Origin of the sequence: Neobacillus mesonae, assembly GCF_001636315.1 — a bacterium.
GTDB lineage: Bacteria > Bacillota > Bacilli > Bacillales > Cytobacillaceae > Neobacillus > Neobacillus mesonae.
This window is the reverse complement of the sequence record NZ_KV440949.1, coordinates 1,974,446-1,992,066: the sequence shown is the minus strand read 5'-3', so window position 1 is coordinate 1,992,066 and position 17,621 is coordinate 1,974,446. Positions and strand designations below refer to the sequence as shown.

Sequence of the window (17,621 nt, the reverse complement as noted above, 5' to 3'; positions counted from 1 at the left end):
ACGGTGATAATTATGGACAAAATCTCACGTGAAAACTATCAATTTCCAAAAGACTTTTGGTGGGGAAGTGCAGCATCTGGTCCGCAGACAGAAGGTGCCGCAGATAGTGATGGAAAAAAGCCAAACATCTATGACTATTGGTACAGCATTGAGCCAGGGAGCTTTCATAATGAGGTAGGACCGGAGCATACCTCTGATTTCTATCATCGCTATAAACAAGATATCCAGTTAATGAAGGAAACGGGCCATAATTCATTCCGAACCTCAACTCAATGGTCGCGGTTAATTCCTGATGGTTTCGGGGGAGTAAATCCGAAGGCAGTTGATTTTTACAATAGTGTGATTGACGAACTGATTGCCAATGATATTGAACCATTTATGAATCTCTATCATTTCGATATGCCGATGTGTATGCAGGAAAAAGGCGGCTGGGAAAGCCGGGAAGTTATCGATGCCTATGTAAAATTTGCAGAAACCTGTTTTCGATTATTTGGCGATCGGGTGAAATATTGGTTCACCTTTAATGAACCGATTGTCCCTGTTGAGGCCGGTTATTTATATAATTTACATTATCCTAAAGTAGTAGATTTTAAGCGCGGGGCGCAGGTGGCCCACAATACCATTGTTGCCCATGCAAAAGCGGTAGAGGTCTTCAAAAAATTAAATATAGATGGAAAGATCGGTATTATCCTGAACTTAACGCCATCCTATCCAAGAAGTCAGGAGCCAGAGGATGTCAAGGCAGCCCATATAGCTGATTTATTCTTTAACCGCAGCTTCCTAGACCCGGTAACAAAAGGTGAATATCCAAAGGACCTAGTCGAGATTTTAAAAGAAAGAGAGCTGCTTCCAGCAGTGGAGTCTGGGGATTTAGAGGTCATCCGCAACAATCCAATTGATATTTTAGGAGTGAACTACTACCAGCCACGTCGTGTCAAAGCAAAGGAAGAGCCGGTGCCTGCCGGAGCTCCGTTTATACCGGAACATCTTTTTGACCCATATATTATGCCGGGCCGGAAAATCAATCCGCACCGCGGCTGGGAAATTTGTGAGGAAGTCATCTATGACATTATGATGGATATTCGTGATCATTATGGCAATATCCCGTTCTTTATCTCTGAAAATGGAATGGGTGTAGAAGGAGAAGAAAAATTCCGGAATACAGAAGGATTTATTGAGGATGATTACCGGATTGAATTTATTCAGGAACATCTGAAATGGGTGCATAAAGGTCTCCAAGAGGGAGCTAATTGCCTAGGCTATCATCTCTGGACTTTTATGGATAACTGGTCATGGGCGAATTCCTATAAGAACCGCTATGGATTAGTCGAAGTAGATCTAAAAAATAATTTAAACAGAACCATTAAAAAATCAGGCAGATGGTATAAACAGCTGTCTGAGAACAACGGTTTTTAACGGGACAGAGGGACAGGCTCCTTGTCCCCTTTGTTCTGGGACGCGGGACCTGTCCCTCCGTCCCTTCTAAAATTTTTAATGCAGGGGATTCCGATGATGAGAACTTATATGGTATTTGATATTGGCGGCACCTATATAAAATTTGCAGTAATGGACGAAGAAGCGAACAAGCTAAAAAGTGGGAAGATTCCAACACCTAAGGATGGATTAGAGACTTTTCTACAAACTATTTGCGATATTGTAGAAGAATATAAAGATACCTATGAACTCCAAGGAATTGCTTTGAGCTCCCCAGGTGCTGTCGATGTGAAAACAGGAATAATTGGCGGTGCAAGTGCGATTCCCTATCTACATGGAGGAGAGTCTATGACTGATCTTCTAAGGGAGCGGACGGGCCTTCTGATTTCGATTGAAAATGATGCCAATTGCGCTGCTTTGGCAGAAGGCTGGTTAGGGGCTGCAAAGGAAGTAGACTACTACATTTGTATTGTCATTGGGACAGGGATTGGCGGCAGTATTGTTATCAATCAATCTGTTTTACGCGGTGCATCGCTCCATGGCGGCGAGTTTGGGTACATGATTATGGGCGGGGCGCACGATAAGGGTAAGGATCCGCTTCAATCCACTTGGAGTCTATCTGCCTCTACAAATGCCCTTGTCAGGGAGGTTGAAAGGGAAAGATCAATGGCACAGGGTTCGTTAGACGGCGAAGCGGTATTTCGTCTGGCGGAGGCAGGGGATCCGATTGCTCAAAGTGTGATTGCCCAATTTTACAAAAGGCTGGCTATTGGAATTTATAATTTGCAATATGCTTTAGATCCGGAAAAAATCCTCATCGGCGGTGGGATTAGTAAACGCCGGGAGGTCATTGAAGGAATCAACCGCGAATTGTCATTATTAAAGGATGATATTTCAACGCTTCACATAGAGGTTGAAGCCTGTCAATTTGATAACGATGCAAATTTACTAGGCGCTTTGTTTCATTTCTTACAAGCAGTACGCAAGAAGTAACTTACTAAAGATTTGGAGGAAGTCAAAATGTATGGTGCGATTGAAGCTGGAGGAACAAAATTCGTTTGTGCCGTCGGGGACGAGTCTGGCACGATTATCGATCGAGTCAAGATCCCAACAACTGTGCCGGAGGAAACGATGGCAGAGGTCATAGCCTTTTTTAAAAAATATGAACTGGATGCGATTGGTATCGGTTCATTTGGTCCGGTTGATGTAAATCCTGAAAGTGAAACATATGGAATGATTACCTCTACACCCAAATTAGCATGGCGTCATTTTCCGTTTGTCCAAGCTATGAAGGATGCGTTTCCGGTACCGATCGGTTTCAATACCGATGTCAATGCGGCGGCATTGGGAGAGGCCGTCCACGGTGCGGCTAAAGGTCTGGACAGCTGCTTGTACATTACGGTTGGTACGGGAATTGGGGCAGGCGCAGTGGTTCAAGGACGGCTGCTTCAAGGATTGTCCCATCCTGAAATGGGCCATATTCTTGTAAGACGTCATCCGGATGATGAGTATCAGGGAAAATGCCCATATCATGGTGACTGCTTAGAAGGTCTTGCTGCTGGTCCTGCAATTGAAGAACGATGGGGTGAAAAAGGGATCAATTTAGTGGACCGAATGGAAGTATGGGATTTAGAAGGATACTATATTGCCCAAGCATTGATGCAATATATTTTAATTCTATCGCCAAAAAGAATTATTCTTGGCGGCGGCGTGATGAATCAGAAACAAGTATTCTCCTCTATTAATAAGTACTTGCAGGAGTTTATTTCTGGATATGTTACGCTGCCTAACCTAACGGAATATATAGTTAGTCCCGGCCTAGGTGACAATGCTGGAATAACCGGCTCACTTTTACTTGCACATCAAGCCTTAAGGGACAAGGGGACAGGCTCCTTGTCCCGTCGGGATAAATAGTTTTAAGGGTATATCAGTGACCGGACGGCAGTTATTTTAGAAGACTAGAATATGTGGTGGTTAAGCGGCATTTAGGAATGAAGACAATCAGCTTCATGTGATAAAAGTAGGAATAGGCTGTGTTCATTGTGAATTCAGCCTGTTTCTGTCTAAAAAACAGATGTGTTTTTATAAGTCTGGAATTAGTTTTTAAAAAATTCGTGTTACTTAATATTTTAGAAAATTTTAGAAATATTTTTATGTCCTAATTTATATGATTAAAGCATGCAAAAATATTTATCTAAAAGGAGGAAAAAATGTCCGTCTTTAAAAAATTGAAGTCGTTTTATCTTCCTTATAAACGGAACTTCATATGGTCAACGATTTTTCTAATGATCATGGCAGGTATTACAGTTATTTATCCAGTCATTTTACAACTGACCATAGATGATGTAGTGCTTGGCGGTCAATATGAATGGGTACCTTGGATTTCATTAGGATTTTTCACGGTAATGGCAGTTAAAGGATTGTCAGCTTTTATCCAGCATTATTTGGCAGATTTGTTCGGCGTTAAGTCGGTGTACAGTTTGCGAAATGCCCTATATGAAAAACTGCAGCGGCTGCCTTTCAGCTATTATGATAATGCGAAAACGGGCGATTTAATGTCACGTTTAACCGCAGATGTCGAAGGGTTTCGTATTTTTGTGTCATTTGGTTTTGCAGAAGTTCTTCGCTTTGTTATTCAAGTCGTCGCCAGTCTGTGTGTAATGCTCTATTATTCCGTTTCACTAACAGTAGTCACGATTGCCGTCCTTCCTTTTATCGGGGTTGCGGTCTATAAGTTTGATAAGGATGTACATCCGGCTTTTCGAGGTATTCGTGAGTCGTTCGGCCGCTTAAATACAAAGGTTCAAGAAAATATTAGCGGCATTCATACTGTTAAAGCGCTATCCAAAGAAGAAGTGGAGATTAAGCGATTTAATCAGTCTAATCAAGACTACCGGACAAAACAGCTTTACACTGCTTCTGTTTGGTCGAAGTACTTCCCTCTGATGGAGTTGATTGGAAATATATCTGTTGTCGTCTTGTTGGCGGTCGGAGGATTTCAGGCCATCCAAGGCAGCGTGAAACCGGGTGAGCTGGTCGCTTTTTATAGTTTGATATGGTACATTTTGTGGCCGATTATGAATCTTGGTTTCACCATTAATATGTTTTCCCAGGCAAAGGCTTCCGGTGAGCGGCTGTTAGAGATTTTGGAGGCAGATGAAACCATATTTGATGAGGAGAACGTAAGGGATAGCGGCAGGCTGGATGGGCATGTAACCTTTCGACATGTGACATTCAAATACGCTAAAGAAGAAATAGCTGCTTTAAGAGATATCAGCTTCGATGCACCTGCAGGTTCAACAATAGGATTGATTGGGGCTACGGGATCCGGTAAGACTAGTGTCATTCAGCTTCTGTCGCGCTTTTACGAACCGACGGGAGGAGATATTCTCATTGATGGGCGGTTTATTAAGGAATATGGTCTACACAAGCTCCGTTCGCAGATTGGGGTTGTCCTGCAGGAGACATTTCTCTTTTCTTCAACGGTGAAAGCAAATATTGCTTACGGAAATCCGGAGGCGACGATGGATGAAATTATCGATGCCGCTAAACGTGCCGATGCCCATGATTTCATTATGGAACTGCCTGACGGGTATGACACGATGCTAGGGGAAAGGGGAATGGGGCTTTCCGGAGGACAAAAGCAGCGAATTGCCATTGCGCGTGCCATTTGTACGAACCCGGCCATTCTCATATTGGATGATGCAACAAGTGCTGTAGACATGGAAACCGAGTTTCAGATTCAAAAAGCCCTTCAAGATGTTATGAAAGGGAGAACCACGTTTATTATTGCCCATCGAATTTCTTCGCTGCAGCATGCCGATGAAATTATCGTATTGGATCATGGAAGAATTATAGAACGTGGAACACATGAACAGCTTCTCGCAAGCAACGGGCCATATCGAAGAATTTATAACATTCAATACAAGGATTTTGAGACAATCGCGCAAAAGGCGGTAAGGTAGGTGATAGGTATGGAAGAAATTCGCAGGAAAAAACTGATACTAGAGCGGTTTCATTACGCTCAGGATCAAGTTATAGATAAGCCGTTTAACTGGAAACAAATGTGGCGCTTATTGCAGTATCTTAGACCATATGCAAAGAATTTACTGCCGCTTTCATTTTTGACGGTAGTTGTTTCAACGGTAGTTCGGTTAATCATTCCCATTTTGATTGGGGTATACACCCTGGATAAGGCCATTATTAAGAAAGATACAACTCTATTAACTCAGCTAGTGTTCCTTATTTCAGGATTATATGTTTTGTCATATATAGTGAATGCTTTAAGGATTCGCTGGATGAACAGGCTTGGCCAAAATGTCATTTATGATTTACGTAAGCATTTATTTACCCATGTCCAGACATTATCACATAGATTCTTTGATCAGCGCTCTGCTGGGTCGATTCTGGTGCGTATTATGAATGATATTAATTCACTGCAGGACCTGTTTACAAACGGGGTTATTAATCTGCTTACAGATTTCCTCCTGTTGTTTGCAACCATTTTTATCTTGTTTTCTTTAAATGCGAAACTCACTATTGCCATTATGGTCATATTGCCGATTATGTTTTTTATCTCCACAAGCTTGCGGAAAAAAATCCGCTTGTCCTGGCAGCAGGTTCGTTTAATTCAGTCAAAGATGAATTCACATTTAAATGAAAGCATTCAAGGTATTCGAGTAACACAGACATTTACTCAAGAAAAAGAAAACAGCCAGTTTTTCCAAGGGATCAATCAGGAGAATTATCAAACTTGGAAGCAAACAGTAAAGAAAAATGCGATGTTTGGTCCGTTTGTGGAGATGACGAATGCTGTCGGGACCGCTATTCTCATTTGGTATGGCGCGACGCTGGTTGCTAATGGTGAATGCACCATGGGGGAATTTGTTTCATTTGCTTTTTATTTAGGGATGTTCTGGGAGCCAATTTCCCGGCTAGGTCAGCTGTATAATCAGCTTTTGGTTGGGATGGCGTCTTCGGAGCGGATTTTTGAGTTTTTAGATGAAAGACCGATTGTAAAAGAGGCTCCCAAACCAGTAGTACTCCCTTCCATTAAAGGACAAATTGATTTTAAAGAAGTGGAGTTCTCCTATGATGACACAAGAAAAGCGTTAAACGGGGTTTCTTTTTCGATCAAAGCTGGCGAGACCGCTGCGCTAGTCGGGCACACTGGTTCCGGGAAGACGACCATTGCGAATTTAGTCAGCCGATTTTATGACGCGACTGGAGGGCAAATCATGATTGATGGCCATCCCATTCAAGAACTGTCTATCACAAATCTTCGTTCCCAAATAAGTGTAGTGCTGCAGGATACGTTTATTTTTTCAGGTACGATCATGGAAAATATCCGTTTTGGGAAACCTGATGCAAGTGATGAAGAGGTAATCGCGGCGGCGAAGGCGGTTGGGGCAGATTCCTTTATTAACAGGCTTTCCAATGGCTATCAGACAGAGGTGGAAGAACGGGGGAATGTGTTATCTGTCGGTGAACGCCAGCTTATTTCCTTCGCAAGGGCACTGCTGGCTGACCCGAAAATTCTCATTCTGGATGAAGCAACGGCAAGTATTGATACGGAAGCGGAAGTAAAAATACAACAGGCATTAAAAACGTTATTAAAAGACAGAACAGCCATAATGATTGCTCACAGATTATCTACCATCAGAGAAGCAGATCAAATTATTGTCCTCGACCATGGAAATATCCTTGAACAAGGAAACCACAACACGTTAATGGCAGAACAAGGAGTTTACTATGAATTAATCAAAGCACAATACAAAATGCTCACCTGAGGGACAAGGGGACAGGCTCCTTGTCCCTTTTATAATGGGACAGGGAGCCTGTCCCCTTTGTCCCAGCCCTTGTCATGCGTAGGGCTTTTTTACCGTGTTGAATTCTAAAGACTCATTTTTAATGTATTGACTATCTAAATAGTATTATTTTGGTAGAATGTGCAATATAGCAAGTGTTTTGAAGTATTTGCACATTTTGTGAAATGGAGGAAAAATGACATGAGAAATTATTGGACGAAGCTAATGCTAACCACGTTTTTGGCTATATTGCTGAGTGGATGCAGCGGGGATGTAAATTCAGAAGGAGAGAAAGATACAAAGACGAAAAATAATGCTGAACAGAGCGAGAAACAAGAAGGACAGGTGGAACCGCAGGCACAAGCAGAGCTTAAAGATGTAAATAATAAAACGATTGGCACTGTCAGCTTTTTAGTGGATGATGACAACCATGTTCAAATAAACGCCAGTATTGACGGTCTGGAGCCGGGGCACCATGGCTTTCACATCCATGAAAAAGGGATTTGTGAAGCTGATGCTAAGGATGGAGTATTCACAACCGCAGGTGGACACTTTAATCCGGATGGAAAACAGCACTCCGGGCATGCCGGGGACTTGCCTTCCCTATATGTTAATAAGGACGGCCGTGCTGAATATTCGGCTAGAATCGATCGTATGACGATTGATCAATTAAAAGAAAACAAATTAGCCGTCATTATCCATGCAAATCCCGATAACTTTGGCAATATCCCTGACCGTTACAAAACAGAGGGGAAACCTGGCCCTGATGAAGCTACATTGAAAGCTGGGGATGCGGGGGACAGACAAGCATGCGGAGTGATTGATAGCAAGTGATGCATGGGACGGTTCTCCTGCTTCATAATCTTAGATTTCTGAAGCATGAAGCGCCTATAAGTAACGTATTAAGGACCTGTGCGCTCTTTTGTAATAGAAGGAATAATTCCTGGTTGTCATTATTAAAAATTAGGTGGTGTGACCACCCGTTCCGCGAAAAAGCGACATACCTCACATGAGATATGTCGTTTTTTTCTTTGTAAAAACTACTTCCGGAATTGTCCACTTTTTAGGACAGTATTAAATGAGTGTAAAGAGTGCCTGTTTTTGTAGTATAAAAATAGAATAACAGTTTAATCCTATTGTATTAAAAATTAATTGTCTGGGTGGACAAACTTTACTGGTGGGTTAAAACCTTAAACTTCGACATCTTTTTAACTGATTCATTGGCAAAAATGAATAAGGATACGTACTGGGTCGAATGTTAAACGAACGTTTGAGTGATGTTGAAATAGAGATAGATTTGTAGAATTTTTTGGTTTTAATCAAATGAAATCATTTTCTGGGGAATAATGTGCTTTTTCCTGGGGTCTTTAAGAAATGAAACGACAAATTTTTGCTTGCTAGATCAACTATAACGTTGATTTAGAGGCACTTCTAGCAAATTTAAACAAACGTTTATGTAGATATTCGATTTGGAGAAATAGTCGGAATTTGAATGAACGGGCGGTTTTCACGCTTATTAAGAAGCGGAAAACGGCCCGTTCTTTTTATAATTGATGAGCCAAAAATAAAGCTAGAACTAGTTTTTTGTTATGTAAAATATCATAATAAATAATTTTAATCAGCTATTTGGGGATTCTTATTAGCTTTTTTTACTAATAGATTTGTTAAGTAGGGATACATCCAGCGGTCTAACCCGATTTTCCCCGCATTTAATCCAGCTGCCAGAATAAACATTCCAAGGAGAACCATCTGGGGATTAGTGCTGGTAGTTCCTGAAAACATATAAGCAAAATTCATCGTAAGCCCCATAAGTATAGCAAAATTGGTAAAAACGCCAAGGATTAAGGCGACACCAACTAAAAACTCACCCCAAGGTACTAATACATTAAAGAAATCCACATATGGTATCGCTACTTCTTTTAAGAAAGCACCCCACCAGGTTTGAACAGTCGGGTGGTCTCCAGACATTTTCTGCAGTGCTCCATACATAAAGCCACTTGCATCAAATTTTCCACTGGTAATTTTCCCCCAACCAGCTAATAACCACTCACAACCAAGATAGATTCGAAGCACGGCGAGTAACAGTGACGCAAAACGATTTTCTCTTAAAATTTGTAAAAACATTATTACAGCCTCCTTTTGATTGATAACGATTATCATTATCAATAAAAATTCAATTATAGTCAATAGGATGATAGACCTGAACTTAAATATGGGCAGTCGGCTCCTGCTCCCTTAATGTAGTCTTATCCATTTCGTAATCTGGGGGAAAATGGCATAATAAACTAATACTGTTTAATTTTTATAGGATTGTGGAGGGCGGATTATGAAAACACTTGCTTTGTATCTATTTGGATTTCTTCGTTTTATAGTTTTAGTGTTTACCATCATATTAAGTGTCTGGTTCTTTGGAGTCGCAATTTTTGCCTTGATTGCGGCGATTGGGGGAGAACGGGCAGATTGGCAGTACGCCCTTATGCAATACGTATATTTCTTTGGCTGCTGCATCGTGGTTGGAGTACTAGATGACATTAATTATAAGATCACAAAAGAAAACTATGATTTTGATTCCATATTCTTGTTTGAAGTATATATATTATTGATGTTTGCCCATTACAATTTGGTTAAAAAAATTTTCGTAAGAGGAAATAAGGATGGCTCTGCCGGTTGTTCTAGAAATGGTTAGTTTATCAGGTCTCATTTTTACCGGGCCTCCGGTTTCAGGAGCTGCTTGGTCAAAATCCAGCACTCATTTTACCCGAAGACCCTGGTTACATGAGCTGCACGGTCAAAATCAGTCCCTCATTTTCCCCTAGGCTCCCGGTTTTAAGAGCTGCGCGGTCAAAATCAGCCCCGCATTTTCCCCGAAGTCCCCGGTTTCAGAAGCCGCTGGGCAAAAACAAGCGAAGACTAGTGAATGGCTGTAGCTTCCCTCATTTTTTATCCTATAATTCTATCGTTCAAATAGGACTTTTTGATTAAAAACCATGTGACATGTAAATTTTAAGGAAAAATAGCAGGATTTTTGATTTTCATTACGGAATATATAAAACAATTACGCTATGAAAATGCCAATGGATTTTCCCCCACGACAAAATTTCCAAACGACTTGAAAAAAAAGAACCATTTTATCATTCCATCAAGCTATGAAAGAAGGTATAGGATATGAACGAGAATTTCTTTGCTGATTATAAAAAGTTTATTGTTGTACCGGAAGATGAAAAGCGAGTTGGAAAAGAAGTATTTGCCCCCGAGCATTATTCAGCCCATTATATCTTGACAATGTCTATTTTTGATACGCGGTTATCGACCTGGAGAGATGCCGGTAAATATGAAATAGATATTGAAAAAAGTATCAAAGCGGTACTGGAGGACTTCAATCAAAAGCAGCACAAAAACTACCATCTTGAATTGCTTGAATTGGATAAGTTTACAAACTACTTTATCTTGGCCCTTTCTTGTAAAACAAAATTTGAACAAGGCAAGGAAAATGACAGCATTGGTCATATTATTGATCACATGCTGATGAACCCTTTTTATGTAGGTCAAAAATGGTTTTCCCTCATTGGCGAAAAAGGCAGAGTCGAACGAAAACTCTTCTCTTACTCTTATATGGAATATAAAATGGACGCCCAGGACTATTCAACAAAAGAAGGAAAATATGACAATGTGTCCAAACTAATCCCCAAAAATGTAAGGAAGCATGGGGACGGTTCTTGTGCATCAATGCCAAATGAACTGGCACCGAATGAACTGAGCTTGGTTGGTAACAGGGAACAATAATAGTTATTTTCAAAAGATAACAGGGATTTTTTTACAAAAAACTGAATATATTTTGTGTGGGATTGAAAGAAGGAGGTCAAATATGTTTCAAACACTGGATGGTTTTTATCAATTATGGGAATTTGAATCAGGTGTTACCCAGAAAATTCTTAATCAGCTGACGAATGATTCTTTATCCCAATCCGTAACCCCTGAACATTGGACATTAGGAAGAATCGCCTGGCATAGTGTAACGGCGATTGCGGTGATTGCCTCTCAAACAAATCTATCTTTGGACTTGCCGGATAAAGATTACCCTGTCCCAACCTCAGCCAAATTTATCGCTGACAGCTATCAAACGGCAAGCAGCACATTGTGTCAGGCACTCAGAAGTCAATGGACTGACAAAAGTCTTACGGAAGTACATGACGTCTTTGGACAACAATTTTCCAATTCCCAACTATTATTTTTCATGATTCAACATCAAATTCACCACCGCGGACAAATGACCATTCTAATGCGTCAGGCCGGTTTACAAGTACCTGGTATATATGGGCCGTCGAAAGAGGAGTGGGCGGTGATCGGCCGGGAAGCACCTCAGATGTAAAAAATTGGGTGATGGTGTCAGGCACCGCTTGGCAGCCACCAGCCAGGGAGCATACAGAGGGGGACACGGTGCCTGTCCCCGTGTCCCACCGTTAAGTTGTAATAAATTGCCCGCCGTTGATGTGAATGATTTGTCCTGTCATGTAGGAGGAGTCATCGGAGGCGAGTAGAACGTATGCTGGGGCAAGTTCCGCCGGTTGTCCGGGGCGTCCCATGGGGGTATTTGTCCCGAACTTTTCCACCTTTTCCTCGTCAAAGGTGGATGGAATTAGCGGGGTCCAAATCGGCCCAGGCGCCACCCCGTTCACGCGTATCCCTTTATTCACAAGCGATTTGGCCATCGATCGAGTAAAGGTAACAATTGCTCCCTTAGTTGAGGCGTAATCAATCAATTGTTCATTCCCCTCATAGGCTGTAACGGAAGCAGTATTAATAATGGTACTTCCTTCTTTTAAATACTGCAGTGCTGATTTCGTGAGGTAAAATAGGGAAAAAATATTGGTTCGAAAGGTCTTTTCCAGCTGTTCCGGGCTAATCTCCTCAATACCTGGCTGCGGATGCTGTTCACCCGCATTGTTAACCAAAACATCTAAACCGCCTAGCTCATTTACGGTTTTTTGGATTGCTTCTTGACAGAAGGTCTCATTGCCGATATCTCCTGAAATGAGAAGACAACGGGCACCTTTCTCTTGTACCTCGGCCTGTGTATCTCTTGCGTCTTGATGTTCATCCTTATAAACAATGGCAACATCAGCTCCCTCTTTGGCGAATGCAATCGCAACCGCTTTGCCAATCCCACTATCTCCGCCGGTAATAAGTGCTGTTTTCCCTTCTAATTTCCCGCTGCCTTTATAGGAGGGATTGTTTTCAAGAGGTTGGGGGTCCATCTTAGATGTAATCCCTGGCTGTCGATCTTGATGCTGGGCAGGTTGTCCCGTTTTTTGACGATTTTCTAAATTCATTTCGATTCCTCCCATAGTTTAATAGATCATAGTTTATAACTACCCAAATATTCCAGTCATAAACTTTCTACGGGCTGTGTTCGTCATCTCCAGTTAGAAGGTGGCATGAAAGAAAAGAGCCTCATTCTATAAAACTCTCCATTTATTTAAATTGTGCATTTTGTCTGTTTAAAAAGTCCTCATTTAATATCCCCATCTCCTCGATATGGGTGCGGGTTCTGGAATCACCGAGCTGATAGAGCATGGCGTAAATGACAACCATTCGCATATCATATTCTGTATTTTGCGGATCATGATGATATTCAAGGAAAGGAACATGGGAGCGGATAAAGCTTTCCCAGTCTGTTTGGTAGTTTTCATCAAACAATTGCTTGAGATCTGCAATTTGACTGTCCGTCGCCTCAATTTTGAAATCCCAATCTGAAATGAAAGGGTCCCATGCTATTTCATGTGATTGAATATTAATATAGTAGCTCTGTTTTGGCTGTTCCATTCGATCATCTCCTATTTCTTTTAGTATGGTTTACCACAGAATAGATAGGAATAATCTTATTGTTTGGAAATATGTGCCTTTTTCACTTATTAGCTCTGTTTGAACAATTGATTTCATCCTTTGTTTAACATGTTCCAAAGTGCTCCTAAAAAAAAACGGTAGCAAGGGGAATGTCCCTTGGCTACCTATATCATCGATCCGATGCAGGGGTTAGTTGAGCAGCAACCTCAAACAGTAAACTCTCTATTAAGCGATCTTCGATGTCAGGGCTTATTTTCAGATTCTGCTTCAATCGGTCTACGGTTGTTTTCAACGATTGCCCCTTCGCTAGATGATTTGTAATATCTTGAAGGGTGGAGGAAAGAAAGTGCCGAGTTTCTTCACTCACTTCATATTTGTCAATCCAGCAATAGAGTTCATAGATGGCAGATGGCGCCAAATAGATGCTGCCTAATTTCCCTGATTCCTTCTCAGAAACCTGTTTATTCAGCTTCATTCTATTTTCAATCATGTTTGCGATGATCAATAAATTCTTGATGCTATGATCATTGCCTGTGCCTTGTAATTTCTGATGGACCTCTTGCAGCATTTCACGAATTGTATCTCGATTCATCTCCTCTAAGTCCCGGATTGAATCTTCCATCCTATAAGGGAAAATCCATTTATTGATAATTAGAGCAAGAAGAACCCCGCAGATGACCATGATAATGCGGTTCAAGGTTAAGATCTCTGTAGTGCCGGTAATAAGAGCAGCAGCACCAATCGCTGAAAACGTCACAAGAATCGTACTGTAACGATATTCTTTAATATAACTCATTAAATAACCAGCGATTAATATCAAGATCGTTCGGGCTGTATGACCTTGGAAGATGGTGAACAAAAGGGTAACGATGATGGCACCAACGACAGTAGCGAAGATCCGATCACGCATTTTTCTTTTCGACAATTCGTATACTGGCTGAATGACAGAAAGAATCGTAAACAGCATCCATCGGCCATCCTGTAAGTGGAAGTAATCAACCAAAAAGCTGCCAATGGTAATGCCTAGAGCCATCCGAACGGCATAAGATACCTTAATCGATTTCGTATGCCGAGGTACTTGAAATAACGATAGCCTTTGAAATTTTGCTGGGATCTGTTCCATTTTTTTTACGATGTTAACATGTTCTTTTTCAAGTGATTTTAAAGAAACTAAGGAATCTCGCAAAAAGTCCATGTTATTTAACATACGTAAAACAATTAAAGAATGGCTGTCATCCTGTTTATACTTACGAAAAATATGTGAAAAAGAATCATTAATCTCTCTAATGGTTACATCCTTCGAGTCCTCCAGGCTGTCTGCTGCTGCCTGTAAGAAGTCAATTGTGTCATTGAGCAGTTCATGCTCCGATTCCTCTTTCGTTACTTTATTCAATAATTGATTGATTCTTTCCAGGGAAGCGGATAGGTTTAAACTTTTTTGCCCTTCATCCGTTAAATAGAAATCTTCTTCTCGTTTATCGTAAATCATGCTTCTGATTGTACTAATATCAGCGGCAATTTGTTTGTCCAGATCCTCGTGGTCTTCCTCGTTTTTGATCTTTTCAATTTTTGTCACAAGGGCATTACAAATTGCTTGGATTTTCGTATAACTATTTTTAGCCATTTTGTTTTTGTTGACAACCATTTGTAAAACCATAATACCCACGGCTCCGGCGATTAGTGACACTAACCTGAGCGGCATTTCCGGTAGACCAACAGGGGTGGCCAATAGAAATAAATATTGTAGCGAAAACGGTAAATACAGCGGGTTTCTTAAATTGAAAATAAGAGAATAGCTGATCACGATCATGATCGTAAAATTGACCGGAATAGCCAGCCACATATTCATACCCGCAAGAAACGCAGCGATGCCAATTGCAAGATTTAACAGGATCAGCTTTAGGGTATTACTTATGGGATTATTCGTTAGGTCCCTTTCCAATAACATTAGCATGGCAGTTATAGTGGTTACCCCAATCAGGGTATTTTCTTTTCCAAAAACAGTACTAAAGAGGATTATAAACGCAACAATTACTACAAATAGTATCGTGTTCGAAATAATCGTTTTTTTATTCACCAGGTATATTCACTCCTATGATGTGTGTGAAGGGTATTTTAACATTAAACCATTTAACAGTAAAATAGTTTGAATGGTTTAAGTTAGACTGTGTATTTTTGCATTTCCTCCCATTTTATTATTATGGGTCATTCTCTCCTTATTACTTCAAGGTTTTATCTAACCACATCCAATAGAAAAAAATAACTAATTGACAAAAATTACATGAAGGGTTTAGAATTGAAATTACTTTAATGATTAAACTATTTTATTATTAAAGCAATTTTGGGAGGTGTGACATAATTGTCATCAACTAATCATGAGATTTTTCGGCAATTCGTTAAGCTTTATTGGAATCTATCCAGGGATATGAATTATATCTGGAAGGACATCTTTAATCGTCAGTTTCCAGGTTCGCAATCTCATATCTTATTTTTGCTTGAACGAAATGGCCCAAAGAAAATGTCCGAGGTAGCCGAGTTACTGCATTTAACTCCAGGGGCCGTGACAACGGCTTCAGATAAGCTAATTGAACATGGGTATATTGCACGTATCCGTGACGAACAAGATCGGCGTGTTGTTTATTTAGAAATGACAGGCAAAGGCAGGGAGGCCATCACTGAACTTCAAGAGGAAGGGAGGATGGCCATGAAAAAGGTATTTAGTCATTTATCTGACAAGGATTTGGAGTTTTTAATGGGTACCTTTGAGCAAGCCATCCAAAATATCAGCGATTTGCGAAAGGAGTACGATACATGATTCATCTGACAGAAAAGAAAAAAATCACGATTATGATCGCCATAATGGTCGCTATGTTTTTCTCGGCGATCAACCAAACCATTATCGGGGTAGCGATGCCGCGAATCATTGCGAAGCTCGGCGGCATGGATTATTACACCTGGGCCATTACGATTTATTTGCTGACGACAACCGTTGCTACTATTCTAGTTGGTAAACTTTCAGATATATACGGAAGAAAGCCGTTCATTTTAGCAGGTATCGGTTTATTCACGATTGGTGCATTCTTGTCGGGACTGTCCACCGATATTTTCCAGTTGATTGCTTACCGCAGTATTACCGGGTTCGGTGCGGGTGTTATTATGTCAACAGCCTTTACCGCCATTGGTGATTTATACCTTCCAAGAGAACGTGCCCGCTGGACAGGATTGATGAGCGGCATCTTCGGAATTTCCAGTGTGCTTGGACCTTTAGTGGGTGGGTATGTTGTGGATCATCTGGACTGGCATTGGGTATTTTGGATTTTCCTTCCGCTTGGAATCATCGCCTTCATGATGATTGCGTTCTTATTTCCGAAGGTTCCACGCAGAGAGGGAGAAACGATTGATTACCTTGGTTCCTTCTTCCTGACTATTACCATTGTTGCGTTACTGCTTGCTTTTAGCTTAGCAGGTGAGGGACCTGGGAAATATGCTTGGACTTCATGGGAAATTCTTGGTCTATTCGGTTTAACCATTATAGGACTTGCCGCCTTCATTGTAACGGAATCAAAAGTGAAATCCCCAGTGCTTCCGCTGTCTTTATTTAAAAATGATATCGTAACGATGTCGAATATGGCAGGGTTTTTACTAGGAGCAGGAATGATGGGTGTGATGATTTATGCCCCATTTTTTATTCAAGGGGTAAAAGGCATTTCACCAAGTGGTTCAGGGTATATTATGATGCCTATGTCCATTGTGATGGTGTTAGCTACCGCTTTTGCCGGGCAATTGATGACAAAGACCGGGAAATACAAAGGGCTGGCCATTGCTGGGTTACTTACAACCACCATTGGCATATTCTTACTTCACTTTATTACCATTGATACACCTATTTATCTATTAATTATATACTTATGTATTGTCGGAATAGGACTTGGCGCGAGCATGCCTGTTTTTTCTTTAACCGTCCAAAATGCTGTCCCATTAAGACAATTAGGTGTAGCATCGGCCTCTTCCCAGTTATTTCGTTCTTTAGGGAGTACGATTGGTATTGGGATTCTTGGTACCATCATGAGCTCGCGAATGGCATCAAGATTGACTGAAATGTATACTGGTCAATCGACTGGGCAATCACAGCTGCCGCCTGAACAAGCAAAACAATTTGGTGAGCTGATGAATCCACAAGTATTATTGGATCAGCCAAAATTGGAACAAATCCAAAAGCAGCTGCCAGCAGAAATCCTGCCATATGCCAAAAAGATGATTGCTAGTGTGAGGGAGGTTTTTAGTGATGCACTCACCTCGACATTTTTGGCCGGTGCCATCATTATGCTGGCAGCAGTAGTCATAGCAGTATTTTTAAGAGCCGTTCCATTAGTATCGGAAAAGGATCACCAAAAGCAGCCTCGGAAATCAGAAAAGTCTTCAGGGGCCTGACACCGTCGGAAAAAAGAGAAGTGGTTAAACAGCACTTCTCTTTTATATAGTTGTACTTATTCGCCTTAGTTAGAATAAAAAATACCCAATTTGCCAGAATGCGCA

Annotated in this window: 15 protein-coding genes; 11 read left to right on the top strand and 4 right to left on the bottom strand. The window is 41.0% G+C overall.

Annotated features, from left to right (window positions below; genetic code table 11):
- Window positions 1-12: 12 nt before the first annotated feature.
- From A6749_RS09630 to A6749_RS09605, 6 genes are all read left to right on the top strand, one after another.
- Window positions 13-1,416, top strand: coding sequence for a glycoside hydrolase family 1 protein (locus A6749_RS09630; protein WP_066388666.1), 1,404 nt, complete (start codon window positions 13-15; stop codon window positions 1,414-1,416).
- 93 nt (window positions 1,417-1,509) lie between these two features.
- Complete coding sequence (locus A6749_RS09625; protein WP_236719644.1) at window positions 1,510-2,427, top strand: ROK family protein; 918 nt, start codon at window positions 1,510-1,512, stop codon at window positions 2,425-2,427.
- Window positions 2,428-2,454: 27 nt separating this feature from the next.
- Complete coding sequence (locus tag A6749_RS09620; RefSeq protein ID WP_066388662.1) at window positions 2,455-3,348, top strand: ROK family protein; 894 nt, start codon at window positions 2,455-2,457, stop codon at window positions 3,346-3,348.
- 296 nt (window positions 3,349-3,644) lie between these two features.
- A complete protein-coding gene (locus tag A6749_RS09615) occupies window positions 3,645-5,399 on the top strand; it encodes an ABC transporter ATP-binding protein (protein WP_066388660.1) in 1,755 nt (584 codons plus the stop codon).
- A 9-nt stretch (window positions 5,400-5,408) separates the two neighbouring features.
- Complete coding sequence (locus A6749_RS09610; RefSeq protein ID WP_066400906.1) at window positions 5,409-7,223, top strand: ABC transporter ATP-binding protein; 1,815 nt, start codon at window positions 5,409-5,411, stop codon at window positions 7,221-7,223.
- 219 nt (window positions 7,224-7,442) lie between these two features.
- Complete coding sequence (locus A6749_RS09605) at window positions 7,443-8,075, top strand: superoxide dismutase family protein (RefSeq protein WP_066388659.1); 633 nt, start codon at window positions 7,443-7,445, stop codon at window positions 8,073-8,075.
- Window positions 8,076-8,855: 780 nt separating this feature from the next.
- Here A6749_RS09605 and A6749_RS09600 read toward each other — a convergent pair.
- On the bottom strand, window positions 8,856-9,365 hold the full coding sequence (locus tag A6749_RS09600; protein WP_066388653.1) for a DoxX family protein: 510 nt from the start codon (window positions 9,363-9,365) through the stop codon (window positions 8,856-8,858).
- A 202-nt stretch (window positions 9,366-9,567) separates the two neighbouring features.
- Here A6749_RS09600 and A6749_RS09595 point away from each other — a divergent pair, with 202 nt between their 5' ends.
- From A6749_RS09595 to A6749_RS09585, 3 genes are all read left to right on the top strand, one after another.
- Entirely contained in the window at window positions 9,568-9,927 is a 360-nt protein-coding gene (locus A6749_RS09595) for a hypothetical protein (RefSeq protein WP_066388652.1), read from the top strand.
- Window positions 9,928-10,406: 479 nt separating this feature from the next.
- On the top strand, window positions 10,407-11,024 hold the full coding sequence (locus tag A6749_RS09590; RefSeq protein WP_066388650.1) for a hypothetical protein: 618 nt from the start codon (window positions 10,407-10,409) through the stop codon (window positions 11,022-11,024).
- A gap of 82 nt (window positions 11,025-11,106) precedes the next feature.
- A complete protein-coding gene (locus tag A6749_RS09585; protein WP_066388648.1) occupies window positions 11,107-11,610 on the top strand; it encodes a DinB family protein in 504 nt (167 codons plus the stop codon).
- Between the two features lie 91 nt (window positions 11,611-11,701).
- On the opposite strand, the gene A6749_RS09580 is transcribed toward A6749_RS09585, so the two are convergent.
- The 3 genes from A6749_RS09580 to A6749_RS09570 form a co-directional block, all read right to left on the bottom strand.
- Complete coding sequence (locus tag A6749_RS09580; RefSeq protein WP_066388646.1) at window positions 11,702-12,571, bottom strand: SDR family oxidoreductase; 870 nt, start codon at window positions 12,569-12,571, stop codon at window positions 11,702-11,704.
- A gap of 142 nt (window positions 12,572-12,713) precedes the next feature.
- Window positions 12,714-13,064, bottom strand: a complete 351-nt coding sequence (locus A6749_RS09575; protein ID WP_066388645.1) for a hydrolase — start codon at window positions 13,062-13,064, stop codon at window positions 12,714-12,716.
- 190 nt (window positions 13,065-13,254) lie between these two features.
- Window positions 13,255-15,162: an FUSC family protein gene (locus A6749_RS09570; protein WP_066388644.1), complete on the bottom strand. Its 1,908-nt coding sequence runs from the start codon at window positions 15,160-15,162 to the stop codon at window positions 13,255-13,257.
- A gap of 282 nt (window positions 15,163-15,444) precedes the next feature.
- Here A6749_RS09570 and A6749_RS09565 point away from each other — a divergent pair, with 282 nt between their 5' ends.
- Both A6749_RS09565 and A6749_RS09560 read left to right on the top strand, forming a co-directional pair.
- Complete coding sequence (locus A6749_RS09565) at window positions 15,445-15,900, top strand: MarR family winged helix-turn-helix transcriptional regulator (RefSeq protein ID WP_066388641.1); 456 nt, start codon at window positions 15,445-15,447, stop codon at window positions 15,898-15,900.
- Window positions 15,897-17,516 carry an MDR family MFS transporter gene (locus A6749_RS09560; protein ID WP_066388639.1) on the top strand — a complete coding sequence of 540 codons (1,620 nt, stop codon included), beginning with the start codon at window positions 15,897-15,899 and terminating at the stop codon, window positions 17,514-17,516. Before A6749_RS09565 ends, A6749_RS09560 begins: the two co-directional genes overlap by 4 nt.
- Window positions 17,517-17,621 lie beyond the last annotated feature (105 nt).